The organism is Prochlorococcus sp. G4PB16 (assembly GCF_059772465.1).
This window is the reverse complement of sequence record NZ_CM186289.1, coordinates 246954-270438: the sequence shown is the minus strand read 5'-3', so window position 1 is coordinate 270438 and position 23485 is coordinate 246954. Positions and strand designations below refer to the sequence as shown.

At 33.7% G+C, this 23485-nt stretch carries 26 protein-coding genes and 1 tRNA gene; 13 read left to right on the top strand and 14 right to left on the bottom strand.

All coding sequences use genetic code 11. The features are described from left to right. Window positions 1–48 precede the first annotated feature (48 nt). The 3 genes from AC6EIZ_RS01440 to AC6EIZ_RS01430 are packed head-to-tail and all read left to right on the top strand — an operon-like array spanning window position 49 to window position 2329. Window positions 49–495 (top strand): LexA family protein, encoded by a 447-nt coding sequence (locus AC6EIZ_RS01440; protein ID WP_498511764.1) that lies wholly within the window; start codon window positions 49–51, stop codon window positions 493–495. A gap of 2 nt (window positions 496–497) precedes the next feature. Continuing rightward, window positions 498–1775: a Y-family DNA polymerase gene (locus AC6EIZ_RS01435; protein ID WP_498511762.1), complete on the top strand. Its 1278-nt coding sequence runs from the start codon at window positions 498–500 to the stop codon at window positions 1773–1775. 53 nt (window positions 1776–1828) lie between these two features. Then, on the top strand, window positions 1829–2329 hold the full coding sequence (locus AC6EIZ_RS01430) for a DUF8637 domain-containing protein (protein ID WP_498511760.1): 501 nt from the start codon (window positions 1829–1831) through the stop codon (window positions 2327–2329). A gap of 13 nt (window positions 2330–2342) precedes the next feature. On the opposite strand, the gene AC6EIZ_RS01425 is transcribed toward AC6EIZ_RS01430, so the two are convergent. Both AC6EIZ_RS01425 and dnaG read right to left on the bottom strand, forming a co-directional pair. After that, window positions 2343–2642, bottom strand: a complete 300-nt coding sequence (locus AC6EIZ_RS01425) for a hypothetical protein (protein WP_498511758.1) — start codon at window positions 2640–2642, stop codon at window positions 2343–2345. A 22-nt stretch (window positions 2643–2664) separates the two neighbouring features. Continuing rightward, window positions 2665–4692, bottom strand: coding sequence for a DNA primase (gene dnaG, locus AC6EIZ_RS01420; protein ID WP_498511756.1), 2028 nt, complete (start codon window positions 4690–4692; stop codon window positions 2665–2667). A 48-nt stretch (window positions 4693–4740) separates the two neighbouring features. Here dnaG and AC6EIZ_RS01415 point away from each other — a divergent pair, with 48 nt between their 5' ends. Genes AC6EIZ_RS01415 through AC6EIZ_RS01395 form a run of 5 tightly spaced genes read left to right on the top strand, consistent with a single transcriptional unit; the run spans window position 4741 to window position 7534 of the window. Beyond that, on the top strand, window positions 4741–5649 hold the full coding sequence (locus tag AC6EIZ_RS01415; protein ID WP_498511754.1) for a DMT family transporter: 909 nt from the start codon (window positions 4741–4743) through the stop codon (window positions 5647–5649). Beyond that, window positions 5646–6032 carry a cAMP phosphodiesterase gene (locus AC6EIZ_RS01410; RefSeq protein ID WP_498511752.1) on the top strand — a complete coding sequence of 129 codons (387 nt, stop codon included), beginning with the start codon at window positions 5646–5648 and terminating at the stop codon, window positions 6030–6032. Before AC6EIZ_RS01415 ends, AC6EIZ_RS01410 begins: the two co-directional genes overlap by 4 nt. Before the next feature lie 39 nt (window positions 6033–6071). Further along, a complete protein-coding gene (ruvA, locus tag AC6EIZ_RS01405) occupies window positions 6072–6746 on the top strand; it encodes a Holliday junction branch migration protein RuvA (protein WP_498511750.1) in 675 nt (224 codons plus the stop codon). A gap of 50 nt (window positions 6747–6796) precedes the next feature. After that, window positions 6797–7066: a 30S ribosomal protein S15 gene (gene rpsO / locus AC6EIZ_RS01400; RefSeq protein WP_498511748.1), complete on the top strand. Its 270-nt coding sequence runs from the start codon at window positions 6797–6799 to the stop codon at window positions 7064–7066. 27 nt (window positions 7067–7093) lie between these two features. Further along, window positions 7094–7534 (top strand): photosystem II biosynthesis protein, encoded by a 441-nt coding sequence (locus AC6EIZ_RS01395; RefSeq protein WP_498511747.1) that lies wholly within the window; start codon window positions 7094–7096, stop codon window positions 7532–7534. A 9-nt stretch (window positions 7535–7543) separates the two neighbouring features. Here the strand turns inward: AC6EIZ_RS01395 and AC6EIZ_RS01390 are convergent, their stop codons facing one another. The 9 genes from AC6EIZ_RS01390 to AC6EIZ_RS01350 form a co-directional block, all read right to left on the bottom strand. Next, the gene (locus tag AC6EIZ_RS01390) at window positions 7544–11062 is read right to left on the bottom strand and encodes a DNA polymerase III subunit alpha (protein WP_498511745.1); all 3519 of its coding nucleotides are present in this window, start codon (window positions 11060–11062) and stop codon (window positions 7544–7546) included. Window positions 11063–11133: 71 nt separating this feature from the next. Continuing rightward, window positions 11134–12594, bottom strand: coding sequence for an Asp-tRNA(Asn)/Glu-tRNA(Gln) amidotransferase subunit GatA (gene gatA / locus AC6EIZ_RS01385; RefSeq protein WP_498511743.1), 1461 nt, complete (start codon window positions 12592–12594; stop codon window positions 11134–11136). A 28-nt stretch (window positions 12595–12622) separates the two neighbouring features. Beyond that, window positions 12623–12853: a DUF1816 domain-containing protein gene (locus AC6EIZ_RS01380; RefSeq protein WP_498511741.1), complete on the bottom strand. Its 231-nt coding sequence runs from the start codon at window positions 12851–12853 to the stop codon at window positions 12623–12625. A 226-nt stretch (window positions 12854–13079) separates the two neighbouring features. Then, window positions 13080–14330 carry a 23S rRNA (guanosine(2251)-2'-O)-methyltransferase RlmB gene (rlmB, locus tag AC6EIZ_RS01375; protein WP_498511740.1) on the bottom strand — a complete coding sequence of 417 codons (1251 nt, stop codon included), beginning with the start codon at window positions 14328–14330 and terminating at the stop codon, window positions 13080–13082. 17 nt (window positions 14331–14347) lie between these two features. Then, on the bottom strand, window positions 14348–14746 hold the full coding sequence (locus AC6EIZ_RS01370; RefSeq protein WP_498511738.1) for a Mini-ribonuclease 3: 399 nt from the start codon (window positions 14744–14746) through the stop codon (window positions 14348–14350). Then, window positions 14743–15108, bottom strand: coding sequence for an STAS domain-containing protein (locus AC6EIZ_RS01365; protein ID WP_498513148.1), 366 nt, complete (start codon window positions 15106–15108; stop codon window positions 14743–14745). The genes AC6EIZ_RS01370 and AC6EIZ_RS01365 overlap by 4 nt, the downstream gene beginning before the upstream one ends. Before the next feature lie 51 nt (window positions 15109–15159). After that, window positions 15160–16314 (bottom strand): glutamine-hydrolyzing carbamoyl-phosphate synthase small subunit, encoded by a 1155-nt coding sequence (gene carA, locus AC6EIZ_RS01360; RefSeq protein ID WP_498511736.1) that lies wholly within the window; start codon window positions 16312–16314, stop codon window positions 15160–15162. Between the two features lie 29 nt (window positions 16315–16343). After that, window positions 16344–17381, bottom strand: coding sequence for an anthranilate phosphoribosyltransferase (gene trpD, locus AC6EIZ_RS01355; protein ID WP_498511734.1), 1038 nt, complete (start codon window positions 17379–17381; stop codon window positions 16344–16346). A gap of 108 nt (window positions 17382–17489) precedes the next feature. Continuing rightward, window positions 17490–17834 carry a DUF3288 family protein gene (locus AC6EIZ_RS01350; protein ID WP_498511732.1) on the bottom strand — a complete coding sequence of 115 codons (345 nt, stop codon included), beginning with the start codon at window positions 17832–17834 and terminating at the stop codon, window positions 17490–17492. A 41-nt stretch (window positions 17835–17875) separates the two neighbouring features. Between AC6EIZ_RS01350 and AC6EIZ_RS01345 the strand changes: the two genes are divergently transcribed. The 4 genes from AC6EIZ_RS01345 to AC6EIZ_RS01330 all read left to right on the top strand — a co-directional run bounded on the left by AC6EIZ_RS01345 (window position 17876) and on the right by AC6EIZ_RS01330 (window position 21360). Further along, window positions 17876–19627 carry an ABC transporter ATP-binding protein gene (locus tag AC6EIZ_RS01345; RefSeq protein WP_498511730.1) on the top strand — a complete coding sequence of 584 codons (1752 nt, stop codon included), beginning with the start codon at window positions 17876–17878 and terminating at the stop codon, window positions 19625–19627. Between the two features lie 89 nt (window positions 19628–19716). Beyond that, window positions 19717–19962 (top strand): hypothetical protein, encoded by a 246-nt coding sequence (locus AC6EIZ_RS01340; protein ID WP_498511728.1) that lies wholly within the window; start codon window positions 19717–19719, stop codon window positions 19960–19962. Window positions 19963–19966: 4 nt separating this feature from the next. Further along, the gene (msrA, locus tag AC6EIZ_RS01335) at window positions 19967–20716 is read left to right on the top strand and encodes a peptide-methionine (S)-S-oxide reductase MsrA (protein WP_498511726.1); all 750 of its coding nucleotides are present in this window, start codon (window positions 19967–19969) and stop codon (window positions 20714–20716) included. A 570-nt stretch (window positions 20717–21286) separates the two neighbouring features. Further along, window positions 21287–21360 (top strand) — tRNA-Pro (locus AC6EIZ_RS01330). 231 nt (window positions 21361–21591) lie between these two features. Here the strand turns inward: AC6EIZ_RS01330 and AC6EIZ_RS01325 are convergent. Beyond that, window positions 21592–22431, bottom strand: a complete 840-nt coding sequence (locus AC6EIZ_RS01325; protein ID WP_498511724.1) for an undecaprenyl-diphosphate phosphatase — start codon at window positions 22429–22431, stop codon at window positions 21592–21594. Window positions 22432–22518: 87 nt separating this feature from the next. On the opposite strand from AC6EIZ_RS01325, the gene AC6EIZ_RS01320 reads away from it, so the two are divergent. Continuing rightward, on the top strand, window positions 22519–22800 hold the full coding sequence (locus AC6EIZ_RS01320; RefSeq protein ID WP_498511722.1) for a hypothetical protein: 282 nt from the start codon (window positions 22519–22521) through the stop codon (window positions 22798–22800). Window positions 22801–22832: 32 nt separating this feature from the next. Here AC6EIZ_RS01320 and AC6EIZ_RS01315 read toward each other — a convergent pair whose 3' ends face one another. Both AC6EIZ_RS01315 and AC6EIZ_RS01310 read right to left on the bottom strand, forming a co-directional pair. After that, window positions 22833–22967, bottom strand: a complete 135-nt coding sequence (locus AC6EIZ_RS01315) for a DUF8629 family protein (RefSeq protein WP_498513146.1) — start codon at window positions 22965–22967, stop codon at window positions 22833–22835. 104 nt (window positions 22968–23071) lie between these two features. Beyond that, window positions 23072–23449 (bottom strand): GIY-YIG nuclease family protein, encoded by a 378-nt coding sequence (locus AC6EIZ_RS01310; RefSeq protein WP_498511721.1) that lies wholly within the window; start codon window positions 23447–23449, stop codon window positions 23072–23074. Between the last annotated feature and the right edge of the window lie 36 nt (window positions 23450–23485).

The window sequence follows — 23485 nt, the reverse complement described above, 5'->3', positions numbered from 1 at the left end:
CATGCAAGTAGTTTATTTGTACTATAATAGATTATATTGATTTGGCCTATGGATTCAAGCAGCTCTTGTTCTTCCTCAAAGGAAGGCTCTTCGACGCTATTAATTCCATTAGTAAAAGAAACTATTTCTGCGGGTTTTCCTTCTCCTGCAGAAGATCACATAGAGCTTGGTATCGATCTAAATAAATACTTAATCAAAAATCCAATAAGTACATTTTTTCTACGTGTAAGCGGTAATTCAATGAATAACGCAGGAATTTATAATAATGATTTATTAATAATAGATCGCAGTATCAAAGCAACTCCTGGACATATTGTAGTTGCTCTCTTGGATGGAGAATTCACTTTGAAAAGACTTATAAAAAAGCAAGATAATTATTATCTAAAAGCAGACAAAGAAAATTATCCAGCAATAAGCTTATATGAATATATAGATATCCAAATATGGGGAGTCGCGATTTATTCGATACATGAATTACAGAAACAAAAAATCTAATCATGTCCAAAGTAATAGTTCAAATTGATGGGAACAATTTTTATGCCTCGTGTGAGCAAATGATCGATCCTTCCATAAAAGGAAAGGGCTTAGTTGTACTTTCGAATAATGATGGATGCATAATAGCTCGCAGTTCAGAGGCTAGAAAAATGGGAATTCCCATGGGACAGCCATATTTCAAGTTAAAGAATAAGCTGAATCAATTGAATATAAAAGTGAGAAGTTCAAATTACGAGCTTTACGGTGATATAAGTAATCGATTAATGCAGCTACTAAGAAAAAATTGTGAAGAGCTAGAAATCTACTCTATAGATGAAGCATTTGGGACTATAAAACGTCCGAAAGGAAAGTGCTTATATCAATGGGGAAAAGATATAAGAGCTTTAGTTTATCAAAACATAGGAATACCAATATCTATCGGTATTGGTGAGACAAAAGTTCTATCAAAGATTTCTAATCATCTAGCGAAAAAAATAGAAATTAATTCAGGTATATTTGATATAGGTATCATTCAAAATAAAGACCATTATCTTAATCAAATCAAAGTAGATAAAGTTTGGGGTATAGGCAAAAGAATGTCGATATGGCTAAAAAATAAAGAGATAACTAATGCACGGGAACTTAGAGATATGTCAATCAACCAAATCAAAGGAAAGTATGGTGTAGTTGGTCTACGCATTCAAAATGAATTAAAAGGAAAACTCTGTATCCCTATAAAAGATAACTCATCAGACCGAAAAGAAATCTGCGTAAGCAGAAGTTTTTCATATCCCATAGATAACTTAGAAGATTTGAGCCAAGCAATCATTAAATATGTTTTAATCGCAAGTGCTAAGTTGCGAAAATACAATCAATTATGTTCAGCTATTACAGTCTTTACGAATACAAATACTCATAGAAAAGATTTTTTCAGAAGTGAAGCAACAGAAAAGATAAGCGTTCCAACCTCTAACTCAAGAATCATGATTGAAAAAAGCCTATCACTAACAAAAGAAATTTTTAAACCTTATAAAAAATTTATAAAAGCTGGTGTAATGTTGCATAAACTTCAAAGCAATAAATACAAACAAAAGCAACTATTTGATGCAAAAAATATTCAAGAAGAATTATATCTACAAAAACTAGATAATGTAATAGATAATATTAATTCAAAAAATGGTATAGATACAATAAATTGGGGATCCTCAATGATGGAGAAAGAATGGATGCCGCGAAGAAAAAAACTATCTAAAATAAAGACAACAAATATAGAAGATATTCCAACTATATATGCTAAATAGAAGTAGTATAATATTTCACATTGAGTCTACATATTAGAAACGAAACAATTTTCATGTTAAAATTAAAATATAATAAAAGTAAAATAGAAAAAATAATGGAGTTCATACAATATTTAGATAGAAACGAAGTAGAAATAATAAAGATGATTGAAAGGGCAGGATATAAAACGACAGAAAATACAAAACTATGTTTATCAAGCGAAAACTATGTAGGTTTTTTTAATAAGAAAAAAAAGGAAATTATCATTTGTACAAGTAACGCAAAGAAGAGAGAGGGCTATACGCTTCTAAGAAAGAAAAATAAAGATGTTTTTGAAAGGACAGCCCTACATATAAAAAAAGCTTTAAGGCATGAAGCTGTTCATGTTGCACAAGAATGTAATAATGGAAACTTATTAAAGATAGATAAAAAATTATCCATGAACCCATCGAAGATCAATGCTTTGATTGGATCTTTAAGAATATCCGGAGAAGAAGAGAAAGAAAGACAAGCATATATATTAGAGGATAAACCAATATTAATAATGAATGAATTAAGAAAATATTGTCTATAATAATTATTTAATATTAACTATCTCTAAGTAATTGAATAGCATTTAATTTACTACTAAAAATCAAAACCATTCCTTGCTCCAAATATGAAAGACCAATATAATTCTTAACAGCTTGAGAATTCACCAGAGCAGTTCCACATGTTTCAAGAATAAGGAGAGGTAGAGTTGACGTAGAACCTTGCATTCTTTGAAGATCAAGAGATTGACGTACCGCTAACTTGGCTTTCGTAAAACCAATTTTATTGATAAAATTTGCCCAAAGATCATTTGATAAAGAACATTCATCGAAATTAAAAGAAGATATATTTTGCATTGTTAAATATAAGTAAAAAAGATTATTTATAACATCGTTGTTGATCTAGATTTAATATATGTTTTCTTTCAGAGTAGTAAAGTTGTTGAAAGTTTATAGCGTCAGTGTTTAACTCTTCGAACATACTAATAACTCGGTTTTCCATATCAGATGAATTACTAGGATTAGAATTTTCATGAACAATAAGAGAGGCGATACAGTTTTCAAGAGTTTGTAATCTCTGTGAACTCCAAGCTTCAATCAAATGCCTGCAACGTTTTAAAGATTTTTGCTTTTCAAGAGCAGCTAAAGATCCGCGAATGAGAGACTCGGGATCACTTAATGTTGCCAAACGAAGTTCAGTAGCTTCAAGCAAGGGAGTAAGTTTAGGTAGATGTTCATTATCATTTACTAGGAAGTTATCTAACAAGCTTTTAATTAAATCGACATCAGCCAAAATATTACTGGAATCTATTGTACGGTTTATTTTCTCAACAGTCTCAGACCCGAACTTGCTTTCCTCAATGTCACTTATAGTTGACCAAATTGCACGATGATGATTTATTGCAAAGTTATCTAAATCCCTTAGGCGAAGCTGATAACGAATATAAGATCTATAATTAGGACAATGGATATAAGTAAAAAGTATATCCGCTTCACTTCTTTCTCGAAGACTTATTTCTTGAGGTTTATCATATTTTTTAGAGCGACCGTGCCATCTTTGACCGCTAATTTGATTACGTAAATCTTCCTCTAGTTGTAAAGCAAATCTACCTTGACCTCCACTTAGACGCTGTGCAACATTCTGAAGATAATGAGTTCTTATTGCTGTTTGAGGTAATTTCCCAAGAAGAGTTACTAAATTACTAACGCCTTTTTGAAATTGATCAGATTTACTTAAATCTAAATCCTTCAATGCTTGATCGATTTGCCAATCCATCCAGAGAGGTGATTTAGCCGCCAATGCCTCATATTCGGATGGAGAATTATCCTTAAGGAACTCATCTGGATCTTTTCCTGATGGTAACTGAAGAATTCTTAAATCTAGCTGACCTTGAATAGCAAGGTTTTCTACTTCACTAATAGCACGATTAGCGGCACGGATTCCAGCATTGTCTGAGTCAAAATTTAAAAGGATCTTTTTACTATCGGTAGAGCGAGAGAGAATGGTTATTTGATTGCGACTTAATGCTGTTCCCAAAGAGGCGACAACATTTGTAATTCCAGAATCATGAAGGGCCATCACATCAAAATATCCTTCGACTACAACTGCATAGTCTTTTTTCCTAATTGAAAGGGCTGATTTATCTAAACCAAAAAGATTCTTACCCTTTTCAAAGATTTCAGTCTCAGGTGAATTTAAATACTTAGGCTCTGAGCCATCAAGACTTCTTCCTCCAAAACCAATAATTCTTTTTTGCCTATCGTGAATAGGGACAATAATCCGATTACGAAATCTGTCATAGAAACCATTACCACCCTTTCGAGGAACAATTAATCCAGCAGATTCAAGAACTTGAACATTGACTTTTTCTACTTCTACAAAATATTGGAGTAAAGAATCCCAATTGTCTGGTGCAAATCCAATCTCAAAATTGATTAAAGTACCTTCACTTAAACCACGCTTATTCCGAAGATAGCTAAGAGCATTTTCTCCACATGGAGAATTTAATTGATTTCTAAACCAAGCAGTAGCGATTTTTAAAACACGATAAAGAGTATCTCTACGTGAAAGCTGTTGCTTTAGTCTTTCTTGTTGAGGCCCATCAACAGTATCAATTGGTACTTGATATTTTTTTGCCAACTCAAGAACAACCTCACTAAAACTTTGCCTCTGAAACTCCATTAAAAATTTAATGGCATTTCCACCTGCCCCACATGAAAAACAATAATAAAATTGCTTGCCAGGAATTACTGACATTGAAGGTTTACTATCGTCATGGAAAGGACATATTCCAACGTATTCTTTACCTTTTTTCTTTAGGACGACGTGCTCACCAACCACGTCAACAATATCTACACGTTCTTTAACAGACTCAATTGTCCTAGGATGTAGTCGAGCAGAAGCCATATGATAATTTTAATTGATCTTTAAATATTTAGTTAAGAGATTTAGAAATTGAGAAAAAAAAAACTTACAAATGAATTTAATTTAGAGAAAAATTTAAAAGGGATCAAATTTTTAATAGGAAGCAGTTTGGCCTTTAGCCTTATGAGTGTTTGCGTTAAGGCGATTGGAGAAAGGATACCTATTTCTGAACTTGTTTTTGCTAGGGCTACAATAAGCATAATAATAACAAGATTTTTCTTATATAAAAATAAAATCAACCCCTGGGGATATCAAAAAAGATTATTAGTTATAAGAGGTTTACTTGGAACATTTGCACTATTTTGTATCTTCAAAGCATTAACAATATTACCCATAGCAACAGCAACAGTAATACAATATATTTACCCAACTTTTACTGTGATATGTGCTTACATAATTTTAAAGGAATTTATATTAAGGAGAATAGTATATTCAATAATTATTGGATGGCTAGGAATTCTTTTAGTTAGTCAACCAGAATTTACAACAAAAAGTGATATTCAAGAAACATTGTTAGCAATTTTCATTGCAATATTGGGCGCATTGATGACATCATTAGCATATATATGCGTAAGAAAACTATCCACCAAAGAACACCCTCTAGTTATTATTTACTACTTCCCTTTAGTTTCTATTCCCTTATCTATTCCTTTTATTATTAATGATTTTGTATTACCAATAGGAACAGATTGGTTCTGGATAATAGGTATTGGCTTTTTTACACAGATTGGTCAACTCTGCATAACAGAGGGTTTAAGACTACTGCCAGCTGGCCAAGCAGCTTCTCTAAATTATTCACAAGTTATCTTTGCAAGTATATGGGGAGTATTGATATTCCAGGAAACAATAACAAGTTCAATTTACCTAGGTGGTTTTTGCGTACTAATTTCCACTATTATTAGTATAAGTGCATCCAAAACGTCACAAGCCAAAATATGAATTGTAAATCTTTCGTTTTTTCAATAGTTCTCATTTGCACTGGATCATCATCCATTCTTGCAGATGAGTATCAGCGAGGTTACTCAACAAGTAGAACTTGTACGAGAAACGAATATAGAGAAGAATATATTCCAGGGACAAGAAATGACCCTGGATATGTCAAAAAATGGGAGGAAACGGTAGAGGTTCCTTGTCCAAGTGATGGTTCAATAAACAAAAACAATGAATTCGATAACAATGATTGCTCTGAAGGGAAAATTGCTGGTGGAATTTTAGGTGCTGGCTTCGCTACCGCAATATCTAGAGGAAAAGATCGTTGGTGGGCAATTCCTGCTGGTTTAGTAGGGGGTTCAATGGTTGGATGTCAGATTGATGGTGGTTGATTTTAATTTATATTCTCAGAAATTTAATCAAAATAGATAATGATTAGCTGGTTAAAAGGTGAAATAATTCATACTTGGGAAATAGCCTCCAAAAAAGGAGTTGTCCTAAATGTTGAAGGGGTGGGTTATGAAATACAACTATTACCAACACAAATAGTTAAAGCAGAAGAATCAAACAAGATTGATTTATGGATTCACCAAATAAATAGGGAAGATGGCACAAGTTTATATGGTTTCAAAGAGGTTAATCAAAGAGATTTATTTCGAGAAATTATAGGTGTAAATGGATTAGGTCCTCAAATTGGTATTGCATTGCTTGAGGACTTTGAGGTGAATGAACTAGTTAATGCTATAGAAACTAAAGATTCTAATTTATTAACAAAAACCAAAGGTATAGGCAAACGAATCGCAGATAGATTAATAGTTGAGCTAAGAAACAAACTTCAAAGATTTATAGATAATAATGAAATAATTCATTATGATAAAAATGAATTAGACACTAATCAATTCTCTAAATATATAGATGAAATATATTTATTTCTAAATTCACTTGGCTATGTAGATAATGAAATAAAAGATGCAATTAAAATAATATCAACAAACGAAAAAGAAAATTCTCTACTATTGAATTCCTTATCTGCAGAAGGAAAAGAAGAGCTAATGGATAAACATCTCAAAGAGATTCTTATGAAATTGAGTGAAAAGAGTACTTGATAGAAGGCTAGGGATTCAATTAGAATTGAAGAAAAAGAAAAGTTAATCAAATGTCACTTGGCACAGAAGAGAAACAAAACCTAATCAACACACATCAAGTACATCCAACTGATACTGGTTCAGTAGAAGTTCAAGTGGCCATGCTTACCACAAGGATCTCAAAATTAAGCACACATCTTCAGGGAAACATCCATGATTTCTCCTCGAGACAAGGATTGCTCAAAATGATTGGACAGCGCAAAAGACTTTTAGGTTACGTACGAACTAAAAGTGAAAAAAGATATACAGAGCTCATAGAAAAATTAGCTATTAGAGGATAATGACTTGTACTAGATTGCTAGAAGCTAATGAAAGGTGCAAAAAAAAACAAAAAGGAGCAACCTAAAGAAGTAAATATAGGATTCTCAAGCAATAACTCGGCTCCAAAAATAGTTTCAAAGAAATCTTCCAAAAATACTAGCCAGAAATCTGGAATTCCAAGCTATGTTGCAAATAGGATGGCAAGAAGAATAGCTTTTACTACAGGTATTCCAACGCTCAGTGGCATGGGGGTATTTATTGGGAGTTATTTTTTAATAAGTAAAGGCATTGCTGAAATATCTCCATCACTCACTCTTGTCAGTTCTGCTCTGTGTTTCCTTGTCGGCTTATTGGGATTAAGTTATGGAATACTCTCCGCGAGTTGGGATTTTAATCCAGGAAGTTTTCTTGGTTTTGAAAACATAAAGCCAAATATAAATAGAATGAAAGATGCATTCAAAACAAGTCAAAAAGATATTTCTAGTTAAAAATAAAATTTAAATTACAAGACTTTGACTTGATCTTGCAATAAAGGAATTCTTAGACAGTGAATCCAAAGCCAAGTCAGTATCCTTTACGCAAAATTGATCGCCCAACCGTACATACCTAGTATTATTATTATCCTTGAGACAGGCTACTACAGGGATTCTTACACCTAATTCATTTCTGGCAGGTCTATTTTTATAAAGGCATTCTCTTAATTTATGCTGAATATTGATATCTGTAGCTTGATCAGGACGAAGATCAATCAAAAGAAATCTTAAATCATCAATTTCACGGCAATCATCAATAAGCAATTGAACACTTTCATCTCTTCTATCTACGCTACCCCATATCAATAACCTCGTTTCAACCATCAAATGATCAGATAATCTTTCATAACTTTTGGGAAAGACAACGGCCTCACAAGAACCAGTTAAATCCTCTAGTTGAATAATCGCCATCCTGTCACCTTTTCTAGTTGTGACTTCTCTTATTTCTGGAATCATTGCAATAACGCTGACCTTTGACTTATCCTTTTGCTCTTCTAAAGAACCAATACTGATAGGAGCAATCAATTTTGCTGGTTCTGAAAGTTGCTTTAAAGGATGATCCGAAAGATAGAAGCCAACATGCTCTTTTTCAAATTTAAGTTTTTCTGAAGGGAGGTACTCGTTGACTGGTTTAGCCTTTGGAGCTGAAGAATAATCATCAGCCGGTGATGATAAAGTATTCGTAGAAGTAGAAAGATCGAAAAGATTACCTTGGCCGCTAGCTCTATCTTTTGCTCTTGAAGAAGCCCATTCAATAGTCATATCCAAATCAGCAATCAGCTGAGCGCGATTTGCATTTTCATCAAGACAATCAAGCGCTCCACTATGTATCAAAGCCTCAAGTCCTCTTCGATTGACTGCACTAAGTGAAATTCGATCACAGAATTGTGCTAAAGAAGTAAATTCACCATCTTCATCTCTAGAGGTAATAATTTTTCTAATTGCACCATCACCTAAATTTTTGACTGCTGAAAAACCAAAAAGAATAGAATTATCTTTTGGAGTGAAATCAACACCAGAAGTGTTGATATTTGGAGGCATTACGTTAATGCCCATTGAATTACAGTTAGAGATGTATCTCTGAACCTTGTCAGTTGAACCGGAATTAACAGTAAGCAATGCCGCCATATAAGCGACAGGATAATGTGCTTTTAAATAAGCAGTCTGATAGGTAACCGCGCCATAAGCAGTTGAATGACTTTTGTTAAAGCAATATTCAGCAAACAAAACCATTTGATCAAATAGCTGTTCAGAAACAATGGATGAAACGCCATTTTTAACCGCTCCATCAACAAAGAGGGTTCTATGACGCTGCATTTCGGATACTTTTTTCTTACCCATTGCTCTTCTCAATAAATCTGCTTGACCAAGCGAATATCCTGCTAAATCCTGAGCGATCTTCATAATCTGCTCTTGATAAACCATGATTCCATAAGTCTCACTTAAAATAGGCTCAAGTGACTGATGTTGAAAATCAATACTCTCCTTACCATGTTTTCTATTTATAAATTTAGGAATTAATCCCGCATCAAGAGGACCTGGACGATAAAGGGCAAGAATTGAAGAAATATCCTCAAGAGATGAGGGTTTTAGATCTTTTACTATTTGTCTCATTCCACTAGATTCAAGTTGAAAAATTCCTTCTAAATCACCCCTAGAAAGTAATTCAAATGTTTTTTCATCTGTGAAAGGCAAAGAATCAGGATCTAACCTCTTACCAATTGATTTCTCAACTAAATTAATTGTCTTTTCGATCATTGTAAGATTTCTAAGTCCTAAAAAGTCCATTTTCAAAAGGCCCAGTGATTCAATATCTTCCATAAAGTATTGAGTAATTATTTGTCCATCATTGTTTCGTTGAAGGGGAACCAAATTATCAAGTGAATTAGCCGCAATAACTACACCTGCGGCATGCACACCAAAAGTCTTATTTGTACCTTCTATCCTCATTGCCATATCAACCCATTTCTTTACTCGTGAATCATTATTGTATTTTTCATAGAAATCTTTATTTGGCGATTCTTTTGAAATCATAGATGACAATTTTGCAGGCTTACCTCTTACAACAGGAATTAATTTCGCTAAACGATCTGCATCTCCATAGGGAATATCAAGAACACGAGCAACATCTTTCAAAACAGCTTTAGATGTCATTCTGTTAAATGTAATTATCTGTGCAACTTTATCTTCACCATATTTTTTTGTAACATAATCAATAACTTCTCCTCGTCTTTCAATACAAAAATCAGTATCAATATCAGGCATTGACTTTCTCTCAGGATTGAGAAATCTTTCAAATAATAAACCATTTTCTACAGGATCTATATTAGTTATATGAAGAGAGAAAGCAACTAAAGAGCCTGCTGCAGAACCTCTACCTGGACCCACAGGAATGTTTTTTTCTCTTGCAAATCTTATATAATCCCAAACCACAAGAAAATAAGTAGGAAATCCCATCTGTTCTATTACCTTTAACTCATAATCAAGTCTTTCTTTATAAACAGTTGGGAAATTTTCAAATTTATTAATATCTAATATTTCCTTCAAACCATTGATAGTTATCTCTTTAAGATATTCGATAGGCTTATATCCATTAGGTATAGGAAAATTAGGCATCTTATAAGTTCCTAATATGGTATATTCCTCAACCTTATTTGATAGTTTAACAGTATTTTCAATTGCACTATTTATGACATTATTGTCTAAATGATCAGTAAATAAACTTCTCATTTCCTCCTCAGATTTAATATACTCAGTACCTGTATATCTTAATCTTTTGTGATCACTAATTAATTTTCCAGTCAAAACACAAATCAATGCATCATGTGCTTCAATATCATTTTTTGACACATAATGTGCATCATTGGTAGCTATGATTTGGATATCAAGTTCTTCAGCTATTTTAACTATTTCACTATTAACAATTCTATCCTCAATTGATCCATGGTCTTGAATTTCAAGATAAAAATCATCACCCAAAATTTCTTTATACCAAGCTGCTACTGATCTGGCTACATCGTTTCTTCCTTTTAATATTGCTTGCGGGATTTCACCTCCTAAGCAAGCTGTTGAGCAAATTAATCCCTCACTATATTTCTTGAATAAAGACTTATCTATACACGGTCTTGAAAAGATCCCTCTTCCTCTAACTCCATTTAGATGACTAAGTGTGGTTAATTTTACAAGATTTTCATAGCCAATTTGGTTTTTCGCAACAACGACTAAATGATATCTTTTCTCTTTTTTGGGCTGAGGGTCATCAATTGAACCATTGATAACGTACATCTCATTCCCAATAATTGGCTTTATATTTGCAGCCTTACATAACTTCAACAATTCAATCGCGCCATACATTACCCCATGATCAGTGAGGGCTAGAGCTGGCATCCCCAGCTCCTTTGCCCTTTGAACCATTAAAGGTAGTTGACTAGCTCCATCAAGAAGACTGTAGTCACTATGGTTATGAATAGGAACAAAGGTCATTATTACCGCATTAAACTACGCTGCATATAGTGTAGCGATAATTATGTTGTCCACATGAAGTGGTTTAACCTTTATAACGTGAAATCTGTTTTAGGCCTGTTTTTATGAACCTCAGCAGCTTTTTCGAATTGACTAGCCACTTGAAGAAGCTTACCTTCTTCAAAAACATTGCCTATAAGCTGCAAACCTATTGGCAAACCAGATTTATCAAAACCACATGGAAGGCTTATAGCAGGTAATCCAGCTAAATTAGCTGGTATGGTTAATAAATCAGATAAGTACATCGCCATAGGATTATCAATATTATCTCCAGAACCAAATGCAGTAGTTGGAGCTGTGGGAGCAAGCAAAACATCTACTTTTTTGAAAGCATCATCAAAGTCTCTTCGTATCAGAGTTCGAACTTGCTGAGCTTTCTTGTAGTAAGCGTCAACATAGCCAGCGGATAGAGCATAGGTACCTATAAGAATTCTTCGTTTAACTTCACTTCCAAAACCAAGTGCTCGACTTTTAGAGGTCATTTCGATAAGAGTTTGTTCATCTTCCGAGCGGAATCCATATTTGACCCCGTCATATCTAGCCAAATTCGCTGAAGCTTCTGATGGGGCAATAACGTAATAAGTGGCAATTCCATCATTAAAGCGAGGACAAGAAACATTAATAATCTCTGCACCTAAATTTTGAATTACCGACGCAGCACTAAGAACAGATTCTTTAACATCAGTGGCTAAACCTTCATGCTCAAAACAGTTATCAATTAAACCTATCTTCATGCCCTTAATTGACTTAGAAAGCTTCTCTAAATAATTAGGAACAGGTATATCAACAGTAGTTGAATCAAATTCATCTTTGCCTGATATTACTTGCAAAATTTCAGCTGCATCAGAGACATTATTAGCAAATGGACCAACCTGATCTAAAGAACTAGCAAAAGCTATTAACCCCCATCTACTTACACGACCATAGGTAGGTTTCATTCCCACGACACCACAAAATGAGGCGGGTTGTCGGATTGACCCGCCAGTATCAGAACCAAGAGCTGCATAACATAAAGAGGCAGCAACAGAAGCTGCGCTACCACCTGAGCTACCTCCAGGCACTTTAGTTATATTCCATGGATTTAAAGTAGAACCGAATGCTGAGGTTTCAGTAGAACTACCCATCGCAAATTCATCCATATTTGTCTTACCGATCATTATTGCTCCTGCGTTCATAAGCTTTTGAGTAACTGTGGACTCGTACGGTGGTACAAAGTTACCCAAAATCTTGCTAGCGCAAGTTGTCCTAATCCCTTTTGTACAAAGGTTGTCTTTAATAGCAATTGGTATTCCCGACAAAAGCGGTATAGAATCTCCTGAAGCAATTTGTTTATCGATATATTCAGCTTTGATTAAAGCCTCTTGAGTATTAACAGTTAAAAAGGAATTCAAAGTTTTATCTAATTTCTTTATTCGATTTATTTTTTCTTCAACAAGCTCTTTGGAAGAGACTTCACCACTTTTCAATTTCTGGCGTAAGTCTGCAAAAGTCATTATTAATTTATAAAAAATATTTTTAAGCTTATGACGTTAGAGGCTCATTACGGCGACACCTAATTAAAGTATGACTTATTTTTTTTGGTGACTCTTCAGAAAGATCATCAACAAATCCATTTAATCTGAGCTTCAAACTACGACGAGTCAGAAATGGACCAAACCAATAAGTCACTTCAGGTTGAATTGTCTCAACCTTGGCCCACCAAGCCAAGCCAAAACTATTTCCTAAGCTTCGAAGAGCCCTAATGGGACCCATAAGTAAACTGCGTTTAATTTATTATACTTTCTTAACCAGATGTTTATCAAATAAAAAAGGAATATTATGTTCACTTGATGATGAAACATCTATTTGAATACAAAAGACATTGAGTGAAAATCCTGTGGTCGATGTAATTAATAATGTAATTTGATTATCATGTTTTTAAAATCATAATAAAACTATAAAAAATATACGCTGATTTTCAGAGTTAAATTTAAATAGATTAGTTATTAGTTTCAGTAGAAATCTGAGGTTTCAATAATCTAGGAGATGGGTCTTGACCAGATATTGAGCGCATCCATCTGGATCTAGCTACTTCATATAAGAAAATAGACGTAGCTACTGATGCATTAAGGCTTGTAGTGACACCCTTAAGAGGAATCCTTAGCAACTGATCACACAACCTTCTAGTTATGAGGGAAATTCCTTTATCTTCAGCTCCTACTACTACTACTAAAGGGCCTTGGAATTTGATTTCAGACAAAGTTGAAGGTCCTTCCTCTGCAAGGCCAACAACGGTATAACCTTCATCTTTCAATTTCTCTAAAGACCTATTTAAATTAACAACTCTAGCTACGGGTAAATGTTCCAGAGCTCCGGCCGCAACTTTTGCTACGGATCCTGTTAAACCTGCACTGCGTCTTTGGGGAAGAATTAATCCTTGAGCGCCAAGGGCTTCGGCAGATCGAATTATTGCTCCAAGATTCTGAGGATCAGTTAATCCATCCAAAGCAAGAAGCAATGATGAGTCACCAAAAGATTTGCAAGCATCTATTAGATTCTTTAAATCAAGTGTCTTTGATGCGGCAATTTGTAAAACTATTCCTTGATGAACTGCTCCATTAGTGAGCTGGCCAAGCCTGGACCAAGAAACTTCTTCAACCAAAACCCCAGAAGCTTTTGAATCTTTGAGAAGTTGAAAGAACTTTGGCGTACTTCGTAATTCGGAGGTACACCAAATCCTATGAATTGCCCTACCACCCAAAAGGGCTGCCTCACATGAATGACGACCCCAAATCAAATCATCACTTAAAGTTTTCGTAAAGCTTTCCGAATAGGAGAGAGGTTCTTTATTATCTTCTCTTTTGTAATTATTATCTTTATGAGAATTTTGTTTTCTGTATGAAGGGTTATTAGATTTCCCTTCAAATCGATTAGATCTTCTGTATTTGTTAGTTTCTTGTAGATTTTGATCTCTGTATGAAGTGTTATTAGACCTTCTTTCAAATCGATTAGATCCTCTGTAGTTTGAGTTTGACTGATTACTACTTCTTGATCTTTCAGAAGATTCTTTATCTAATGAATATTGATTAACTTTCTCAGATGAATAACGATTACTTTTATTATTTGCTCTTCTTCGATCGTTAAAATTTGACTTTTTGGACTCATTATCTTGACGAAAAAAATTACTACCTCTTTTGCTAGATGAAGGGTTTCTTGAATTCGTTGTGTCTTTATTGAAGCGATAACTCATTTTATAAGAACTATTTTCTAATTAATGGGTCGATCTAGAAGATCGAATAAGTCAGCAAGGCGACTGGGATTTTTTAAAAACAACCATCCAACAATAGTCTCAAATCCGGTAGCAATTGCATATGTGGCAGCATCTATATTTTTCGGACCTCTTCCAGCTTTGTTTCTACCTTTTCTAAGGAAATCCTTTTCAGTATCAGTTAAAAAAGGTTCGATTTTACTGATTGCCCTAGCTTGACTGGATGCATTCACCTCTTTAACAACAGCATTGTGTAGATCCCTTGATCGCATTGGACTATTGCAATGTCGCAACCTTTGATGCATTTCCCATACTGCATCACCCAACCAAGCTAATTGGAGCGGGCCCAAGCCATCAGGAGAAATGGATGATTTGGAAGAGCGAATCCAATCAGTCAAGCTGATAAGTTGCCAATGGCAGTTTTCAGATCTGGGGTCAAATGAAGAAATTCCTCTAATCTAACAAGTTTAATTGTTTGAATGACTCTAGGATTTCCTACAACGTTAAATGATCTTTTTGACTGGGTACATTTTTTAGCTGCTTGCACCATTGCACCAAGGCCACAAGAGTCAATGAAATCGATATTAGTTAAATCAATTACGACTGAAAGTTGATTAGAAGATAAAACTTCATTGATATATGTAGAGAATTGTTTCTCCGAATATGCATCTAGTTGACCAGTGAAATTAATCACCAAACAACCATTTTGCTGGCTAAACCCACCTCTAAGAGAAACAGTAAGTCGTTGTAATTCAGTTATGGGATTAGTCCCCTATGACTTCATGTTGGAAGTGTAGTGATAGAAACCAAATTAATCCACGATTCTTCGTCGTTCTTCTATTAAGGTTACGAAATGATTAAAATGATGATCAGCGTCGTGAGGTCCTGGGCTTGCCTCTGGGTGATATTGAACACCAAAGAAAGGCTTATCAATTACCGAAATGGCGGCCACTGTTTGATCATTTAAATTAAATCGTGTAATTTTTATTTTTTCGGGATTTAGAGATTCTGAATTCAAAGCAAAACCATGGTTTTGACTCGTGATTTCAACTTTTCCATTCAATCCACATGGATGATTTAATCCTCTATGGCCATAAGAAAGTTTAAAAGTTTTTCCACCTAAAGCTAATCCAAGGATCTGATGCCCTAAGCAGATTCCAAATACTGGTAGTTTTTTATATTCAATTAAACTTTCAGCAAGATTAATACCACTGTCAACTGTCGATGGATCACCAGGGCCATTAGAGAGGAAAACACCCTCAGGAGATAAAGCTAAAACATCGGATATGTCAGAATTTGCAGGTAAGACAGTTACTTCACAACCATGGGCAACTAATCGATCTAAAATTGATTGCTTTATTCCAAAATCTATAGCGACAACTTTGTATGGAATTGTTTGAATATTTTTAATTCTCTTATCAAATGAAACAGGACAGCTTGAATTAACTTTAAAAGAGCTTTTCGTCGTTACTTTATCCACAAGATTCAGACCACTCATTGAAGGAGATTTTTGTAAAAGAGAAAATAATTCAGCTATTGAATAGCTTGATTCTGAAGAAATAATTCCATTCAAAGAACCAGATTCTCTTATATGTCTAACAAGTGCTCTTGTATCTATTCCATGAATTCCAACAACATTTTCTTCCTTTAGCCATTTTTCAAACGAGATTTCATGTCTCCAATTACTGGGAATTTTTGTGATTTGACGAGCTATCACACCTTTAACTGAAGTATTTGATGATTCATTATCCTCAGAATTAACTCCAGTATTCCCAATCTCAGGGTAAGTAAAAGTAATAAGCTGACCATAGTAACTTGGATCAGTTATGACCTCCTGATATCCTGTCATACCAGTATTAAATACGACTTCTCCTGCAATAGTCCCTACAGCGCCAAAAGATAATCCTTCAAAATAGGTACCGTCCTCTAATAACAATATTGCAGAGCTATCAGTATCAAAAAACATAAGAAAAAAGATTTAACAGGTTAAAAGAATTACGTGGTTAAAAAATCTTTTAACTGATTAAAAAGGAGCCAGGATTTATCTGTATTCAAACAATCTAATGATCGTTTGACACCTAAAGATAAATCATCCTCAGATCCTGATGCCCATAAAACAAGAGCCGTGTTTAATGCTACGACTTCTTTGTGATATTTATTTCCTTCTCCTTTAAGTAATGACATTAGAATTTGAGAATTAGTTTTCAAATCATCACCGCTCAAGCTGTCATTAGATATTTCAGTAAGTCCAAGATCACTAGGGTTAATAATTTCAGATCTAATAACATCTTTGTCTAAGAACCTAAATTGATTAGGCCCTGATAGTGAAGCCTCATCAAGACCACCTGCACCATGGACCACAACAGCTCTTTTAAGCCCCATTGCTTGTAAAGCTACTGATATTGGATCAAGTAAATCAGCTTTGGCAACTCCTAATACTTGAGACTTTGGTTTAAGTGGGTTAACTAATGGACCTAGCAAATTAAAAATGGTTCTCACTCCTAAGCTTTTTCTTAAAGGAGCAAGGTTTACCAATGAAGGATGCCAAGAAGGAGCAAAGAGAAAGGTAATACCCAAATTCTTTAGTGCCTTAAGAACTTTTTCGGAAGAAACATTTAAAGGTAATCCTAAATTTTCTAATACATCAGCTGATCCAACCTTGCCACTTGCACTTCGATTTCCATGTTTAGCGATTTTCACGCCTAAAGCAGCTGAGACAAAAGCAACTGCTGTAGAAATATTGAAAGTGTTAGCTCCATCTCCACCAGTACCACAAGTATCAACCAAATCAAAGGTTGGAAGATCTAATGGTGTTATTGAGGCATCCTGAAGGATTTTGGCCATAGCCGAAAGTTCAACACCAGATACCCCTTTTGCTCTAAAAGCCGCTAAGAATGCGCCAGTTTGAACTGGTTCAATTTTATTTTCGAGCCATGAAGTCATTAAAAAATTAGATTGTTCTTCTGTTAAATCATTTGAGGAAAGGAGAGATTCTAGAATTACTGAAAAACTTATAGGATTTAATGGGGTCATTTATAAGAAAATGCCTGAATGATAAACATTCCAAGCAGAATATTTTTAACTTCATCATTAATATATCAACAATAGAAGTTGTTTAAATAAAAAAATAATTTCCTAACATTAAGCTTGAGAGGAATCTGACGTATCAAATCCAGAACCAACGTTATCAGGGCTTGAATGACTTGTAGGACGAAATCCCTCTGACCAAAGTTTTCTTGTTATCACCTCTAATTTATCTCGATTAATGCTCCATTTTTTTAATAATTTGTCCATGTCAGAATTAAGATCATCAGCACCTTTGAAATCTTGATAGCGAATTATTAATCTGGCTAATTCAACAAAATGGTTAGATGTTGGGGAATCGATGGCACATAAACGATCAATATTTTCACGATCAATAGAATAAAGCGGATGATTTTGAGCCTCGTTCATAAATTTAGTTAAAATGGTTTCGCTCGCAACCATGGGCTTATATTGCCTAGGTTAATGAGCATATTAATAAAAGAATGGCTGCATTAAGACTTGATCTAATAAAAAACTACTTGAGACCACATAAGAAGGACTTGATAATAGGTGCTTTCTGTCTGATTTTTGTAAATATCCTAAGTGTTGTTATTCCAATGGAAGTTAGAAACATCGTTGATGATCTCAAGGAAGGATTTACATTTTCATATGTCTTAAATAAGTCGACATGGTTAATACTCTTAGCAACAGTTATGGGAGTGACGAGATTGATATCTCGGCAACTCGTCTTTGGAGTAGGTAGACAAGTAGAAGTTTCATTGAGACAAAAATTATTTGATCGCATGCTGGAACAAGATCCTGGATGGGTTCAAACCATAGGAACTGGAGAAGTCATAACAAGAGCCACTAGTGATTTAGAAAACATTCGAAGATTGCTTGGATTTACAGTATTAAGTCTTACGAACACATTTTTGGCATACACCTTTACATTGCCAGCGATGCTGTCAATCGATCCACTTTTAACTTTCTTTGCTATTTCTGTCTATCCAGTTTTGCTGGGGACAGTTGGATTATTCGGTGGAAGAATGGTCAAACAAAGAAAGAGGCAACAGCAAGCATTATCAGAGTTGAGTGAATTAATCCAAGAAGATTTATCAGGAATTAGCGCTATTAAAATTTATGGTCAAGAACAAGCTGAGCAAAAAGCATTCAATAAATTAAATATCAGATACAGAGATGCTGCTATTAACCTTGCAAGAACTGCAAGTACTTTATTTCCACTACTTCAAGGTTTATCCTCAATATCTTTGCTTCTACTTATTGCAATTGGGAGTGGGCAACTAAGCAGTGGAAGTCTTACCGTTGGGGGTTTAGTAGCTTTAATTCTTTATGTAGAAAGACTGGTTTTCCCAACAGCATTATTAGGTTTTACACTTAATACTTTTCAATTGGGCCAAGTAAGTTTAGAGAGAGTAGAAGAGCTACTAAATAATGAACCTACAATCAAAGATAAAGAAAAGACTGTAAATATAACTAAAAATATTACAGGAAAATTAGAAGCAAGAAATCTATCAATAAAATATGAAGATTCTCCTAGAAAAATACTTGATGAAATATCTTTTAAAATAGACCCTGGAGAAATAGTTGCATTAGTAGGGCCTGTAGGTTGCGGTAAAACGACATTGGCAAGAGCTTTAGGGCGAATGATAAAAATTAATGAAGGAAGCTTATTTTTAGACGACAATGATGTGACGGACTTAAAGCTAAATCAGTTAAGAAGTAATATAGCCATAGTGCCTCAAGAGGGATATCTTTTTACAGAAACACTTTCAGAAAATATAAAATACGGTAATACAGAAGCGTCACTAGAGAAAGTGCAGAAATCAGCTTATGAAGCCCGGATGACAGATGACATAAAAGGTTTTCCAGATGGCCTGAAAACACTTGTTGGTGAAAGAGGCATAACTCTTAGCGGTGGCCAAAGACAGAGAACCGCTTTAAGTAGAGCATTACTGGTAGATTCAAAAATAATTGTTCTTGATGATGCCTTGGCAAGTGTGGACAATAAAACCGCCTCTGCAATACTTCAATCAATAAAAAATCAATATAACAAGACTATATTAATGATTAGCCATCAATTATCAGCTGCTGCTGCTTGTGATCGGATATTAGTTATGAGTGATGGAAAAATTGTACAAGAGGGAACGCATCAATTTTTAATTAAGAAAGACGGTTTGTATAAGAGCATGTGGGAGAGAGAAAAAGCTAAAGAGAAACTTCAAGCAGATGATTAATCATTACTAATTAAAGTTTTTTAATCATTTTATATGAATTGGATTTAAAGTAGAAAAACAATTATGTTCACTAAGATAATCATGAAATTATGAGCGACCAAACAAAATATAAACTTATTTGCGACCTCGCATTTGGTGATATTTACATTCAAATCCTTGCATGGATGGGTGTAATTTTTGTAAGCCTTGCTGCCGGTCTTGCACTCATGGGATCATCAAGACCAATTTTCGCTCTTTTAGGTGTAGGATTAATACTTGTTTTAAGCCTGCCTTTCTTATTATTTGCATTTGTTACAACACTAATAAATCATATAAAAATAGAAACTATAAATTAAAGTTATGATTAAAAATATAATTGAATATTTAACAACTTTAATTGATAAGCTATATTCATATAATATTAAAGAAAAATCAAAGAAAAAAGTGCTACATGTAATATTAAAAAATGAACTAACCGCAAAACTAAAAGAACATGAGAAAGAAATATTGTTTGGATGTGGCTGCTTTTGGGGCGCTGAGAAAGGTTTCTGGAGGCTGCCAGGTGTTATCAATACTGCCGTGGGGTATGCTGGCGGTGAAAAAGAAAATCCAAACTACAGAGATGTGTGTTCTGGGTTAACTGGTCATACCGAAGTCGTAAGAGTTGTTTGGAATGATAATGAAATTGATCTAAGTGACTTACTAAAATTATTTTGGGAATGCCATGACCCAACTCAGGGAAATCGTCAGGGAAACGATAGTGGAAGCCAATATAGATCTGCGATTTATACGACGAGTAAAGATCAACTAAGTAAAGCAATAGAAAGCAAAAAAAGCTATCAAAAAGAATTAAAAAATAATGGCTTCGGGGAAATTACCACAGAAATTAAGAATGATATTAAATTCTATATCGCTGAGAATTATCATCAACAATATTTAGCCAAGCCTGGCAGCAGACCATATTGCTCTGCAATGCCAACGAAGGTAAGATTTAAAGATTTTAGTGGTGCAAACTTTAAACTAGATAAAAGAATTTGGTCTAACTATAATTGGAATATAAATCATTGTATTCTTAGAGGCGAGAATAAACCTATTGAATCTAATTTATAATGAATGATCAATTACCAGACAAAACTATTTTGCTAATTATATTTGCTACATTGTTGCTAGTATTTTTTTTAGTATTTAGTTTCAAATCTGAGAAAATTGAACAAGAAAAAACAATTCAATGGATGGATAGTTCGATAAATACTGAATTTTCATACCCAAGCTAAACAAAAAAATTTAATCTTAGCTTGTGAATTTTAAAACATATGAAAAATAATAAGTTAGAAAACCATTTAGAAAGAGCCCGGATCAACATATACAATATTCTTGCGATTATAATTGTAATTATTCCAGAATATTTTGCCGAGTTATTCTATATAATCGAATCCACTCAACATAAATCTAAATTGCCGTATGAGGGAGATGCCTGGAAAAACAATATAGAGTTAAGACTCTCAAAGATGAGTATCTACGAGTTAAGATTAATGGCTAAAAGACTATGTATTCATGGTTATTCTAGTGAAAATAGAAATTCACTCATTAGACGAATAAATAAAACGTCAAAGAAAAGAATTAAATGGAAATCATCAAAAATTTAAAATCTATGGAACCCCCTATGATAATTTAAATTTACGGGACGTAGCGCAGCTTGGTAGCGCACCACTTTGGGGTAGTGGGGGTCGTGGGTTCAAATCCCGCCGTTCCGATAAAATCTTAAGATTACTAATCAGAGTCGCTGATTAAGGATTGGATTAATTTCGTTGTACTAATTAGAACTGCTAAGAAAACGAAGAGAGTTAAAAAAATAATTAACGCAAAAACGAAAGTGGGAACATCTATTTCTCCAAAAGAAACAATGAATAAATTAGGTAAAATTTTCATCAAAGCTACGAAGTTCATAATGCAATATTAAACTAAATAAAATAGAAAACTTCTATTCATAAAGTTGCTAAAATAAATAAACCAAAAGCTATACGATAATAAACAAAAACAAAAGTATTATTTTTACCTAAGAAGTTAAGAAGCAGGTCAATAGCATATATTGAAGAAAAGAAAGATGATATAATCCCGATAATCGTAGGTATAATTTCTATTACAGATAAAGATCTAAATAAAGTAAATAATTCTACAAGTCCTGAAATTGAAATAGCAGGAATACCAACTAGAAAAGATAGTCGAGCTGCTGTTTTTCTTTCAATACCTGAAAACAATGCTGAGGTCAAAGTAATGCCAGATCTAGAAACCCCAGGAAAAATAGCTAAAGCTTGAGCCATGCCTAATAAAATAATATCTTTTAAATTAACATCCTCAATAAACTTTTTTCTTTTACCATAAATCTCCGAAATAGCTAACAATACTGCCATAATAATAGATGTAATAGCTATGGAAAATAAACCTCTAAAATTCGAAACGGAGTAAGTGGGCCAATATAATTTAATAATTAAACCCAAAACAAAAATTGGGATACTTGCTACAAAAATATAAGTAGAAAGTCTGTTATTATAATCATTTAAAACCTTACGACCATTCAAGATTGAAGAAAAAGAATCAATTATTAAACTAATCTGATTTCGAAAATAATAAACAATAGCTGCTGCGCTTCCTAATTGTAAAGAAGCGGAAAAAGACACACCATAATCATTCCATCCAAAAAGAGTAGGTATAACTTTCAAATGGGCTGTACTACTAATGGGAAGAAACTCAGTAAAACCTTGAATAATGCCTAGGAAAAATGATTTAACGCAAATAAATAAATAAGGACTAATTTCATCAAGCATATTTGGAAAATAATAAAAACATAAGCTTGTTAAATTTCTATAAATTTCCAATTATTATAGATATGATTTCAAAAATAAGAATAAATCATGCAGAAAAAAATTATATTATCACTAATTCTTGCTCTGACATCATTGGGAGGATTACAAGATAAGGTACTGGCAGATTACTGGCTTGTAATTGGTAGTTATAGACAAGGGCCCGGAGGAAAACCACAGGTAAGTGGTATTACGAGTCCATCATTATTTGCAATTCCTATTGGTACAAAAAAAATGTGTATGGAAGCTGGAACGAAAATTGAGAATGATATCTACAAACCTGTCTGGCAATTTGATAGTAAATGGACATGCATCAAAAATTCAAATAATTAAAAGAAATTATTTGGGTCAGATGGAAATAATAATCACCTCTGCACGTCATGAGCGCATCCATCTCCCTCATAGTCATCGCTATTGTAATATCCATTCTTTGTGCCAAAAAAAATAGCAGATATAACAAAAGGTACTGCTACAAAAATCAAAAAATTAGATAAATTCAAATTACGTAAATACACGTTTGTACTCTCAATCTAACAAGAAAACGAAATTTTTGAAATCAACATTCTGTATATATTATTAATCTATAAAAAGAAATAAATAAAAATTAGCTAAAGCGACTGAGAATAGGATTTACGCCAAATTCAATAATAATATACGTTAATAAAAACCAAGATAACATAAAGAATATAAATAAAATTGGACCTTTGAGAAAAGGTTGAAAATACTTATTCGAACCATCTCCCTCTAGAAGAGATCTGCATTCTTTCACCTGTGAATTCGCAAGTCGATAATAATCTGAGCCAGGTAATCTATTATCAACATATGTTTTCCTAAGATTTCTGATAAGTGGTTCAGGTTTTTCAGTAACTATAAAGGCAAGCAATTCACCTGGTCTTAAGTCAATTCTGGTTCGTTCAAGGTTGTTAGTAAAACCAATATTGAATAAATCACCGTTTTGAATCAAATAGACATATGAAGCCATTTTATAGGCATGTGTAAGATTTATATTTAATAATAA

Bases quoted from the DNA above. Each gene is read 5' to 3' on its own strand.
- AC6EIZ_RS01345 (WP_498511730.1), top strand. From the start codon at position 17,876: ATGGCTGCATTAAGACTTGATCTAATAAAAAACTACTTGAGACCACAT.
- AC6EIZ_RS01320 (WP_498511722.1), top strand. From the start codon at position 22,519: ATGCAGAAAAAAATTATATTATCACTAATTCTTGCTCTGACATCATTG.
- dnaG (WP_498511756.1), bottom strand. From the start codon at position 4,692: ATGGCTTCTGCTCGACTACATCCTAGGACAATTGAGTCTGTTAAAGAA.
- ruvA (WP_498511750.1), top strand. From the start codon at position 6,072: ATGATTAGCTGGTTAAAAGGTGAAATAATTCATACTTGGGAAATAGCC.
- AC6EIZ_RS01390 (WP_498511745.1), bottom strand. From the start codon at position 11,062: ATGACCTTTGTTCCTATTCATAACCATAGTGACTACAGTCTTCTTGAT.
- msrA (WP_498511726.1), top strand. From the start codon at position 19,967: ATGATTAAAAATATAATTGAATATTTAACAACTTTAATTGATAAGCTA.
- AC6EIZ_RS01435 (WP_498511762.1), top strand. From the start codon at position 498: ATGTCCAAAGTAATAGTTCAAATTGATGGGAACAATTTTTATGCCTCG.
- AC6EIZ_RS01410 (WP_498511752.1), top strand. From the start codon at position 5,646: ATGAATTGTAAATCTTTCGTTTTTTCAATAGTTCTCATTTGCACTGGA.
- AC6EIZ_RS01430 (WP_498511760.1), top strand. From the start codon at position 1,829: ATGTTAAAATTAAAATATAATAAAAGTAAAATAGAAAAAATAATGGAG.
- AC6EIZ_RS01350 (WP_498511732.1), bottom strand. From the start codon at position 17,834: ATGGTTGCGAGCGAAACCATTTTAACTAAATTTATGAACGAGGCTCAA.
- AC6EIZ_RS01325 (WP_498511724.1), bottom strand. From the start codon at position 22,431: ATGCTTGATGAAATTAGTCCTTATTTATTTATTTGCGTTAAATCATTT.
- carA (WP_498511736.1), bottom strand. From the start codon at position 16,314: ATGTTTTTTGATACTGATAGCTCTGCAATATTGTTATTAGAGGACGGT.
- AC6EIZ_RS01425 (WP_498511758.1), bottom strand. From the start codon at position 2,642: ATGCAAAATATATCTTCTTTTAATTTCGATGAATGTTCTTTATCAAAT.
- rpsO (WP_498511748.1), top strand. From the start codon at position 6,797: ATGTCACTTGGCACAGAAGAGAAACAAAACCTAATCAACACACATCAA.
- trpD (WP_498511734.1), bottom strand. From the start codon at position 17,381: ATGACCCCATTAAATCCTATAAGTTTTTCAGTAATTCTAGAATCTCTC.
- rlmB (WP_498511740.1), bottom strand. From the start codon at position 14,330: ATGAGTTATCGCTTCAATAAAGACACAACGAATTCAAGAAACCCTTCA.
- AC6EIZ_RS01310 (WP_498511721.1), bottom strand. From the start codon at position 23,449: ATGGCTTCATATGTCTATTTGATTCAAAACGGTGATTTATTCAATATT.
- AC6EIZ_RS01395 (WP_498511747.1), top strand. From the start codon at position 7,094: ATGAAAGGTGCAAAAAAAAACAAAAAGGAGCAACCTAAAGAAGTAAAT.
- AC6EIZ_RS01340 (WP_498511728.1), top strand. From the start codon at position 19,717: ATGAGCGACCAAACAAAATATAAACTTATTTGCGACCTCGCATTTGGT.
- gatA (WP_498511743.1), bottom strand. From the start codon at position 12,594: ATGACTTTTGCAGACTTACGCCAGAAATTGAAAAGTGGTGAAGTCTCT.
- AC6EIZ_RS01380 (WP_498511741.1), bottom strand. From the start codon at position 12,853: ATGGGTCCCATTAGGGCTCTTCGAAGCTTAGGAAATAGTTTTGGCTTG.
- AC6EIZ_RS01440 (WP_498511764.1), top strand. From the start codon at position 49: ATGGATTCAAGCAGCTCTTGTTCTTCCTCAAAGGAAGGCTCTTCGACG.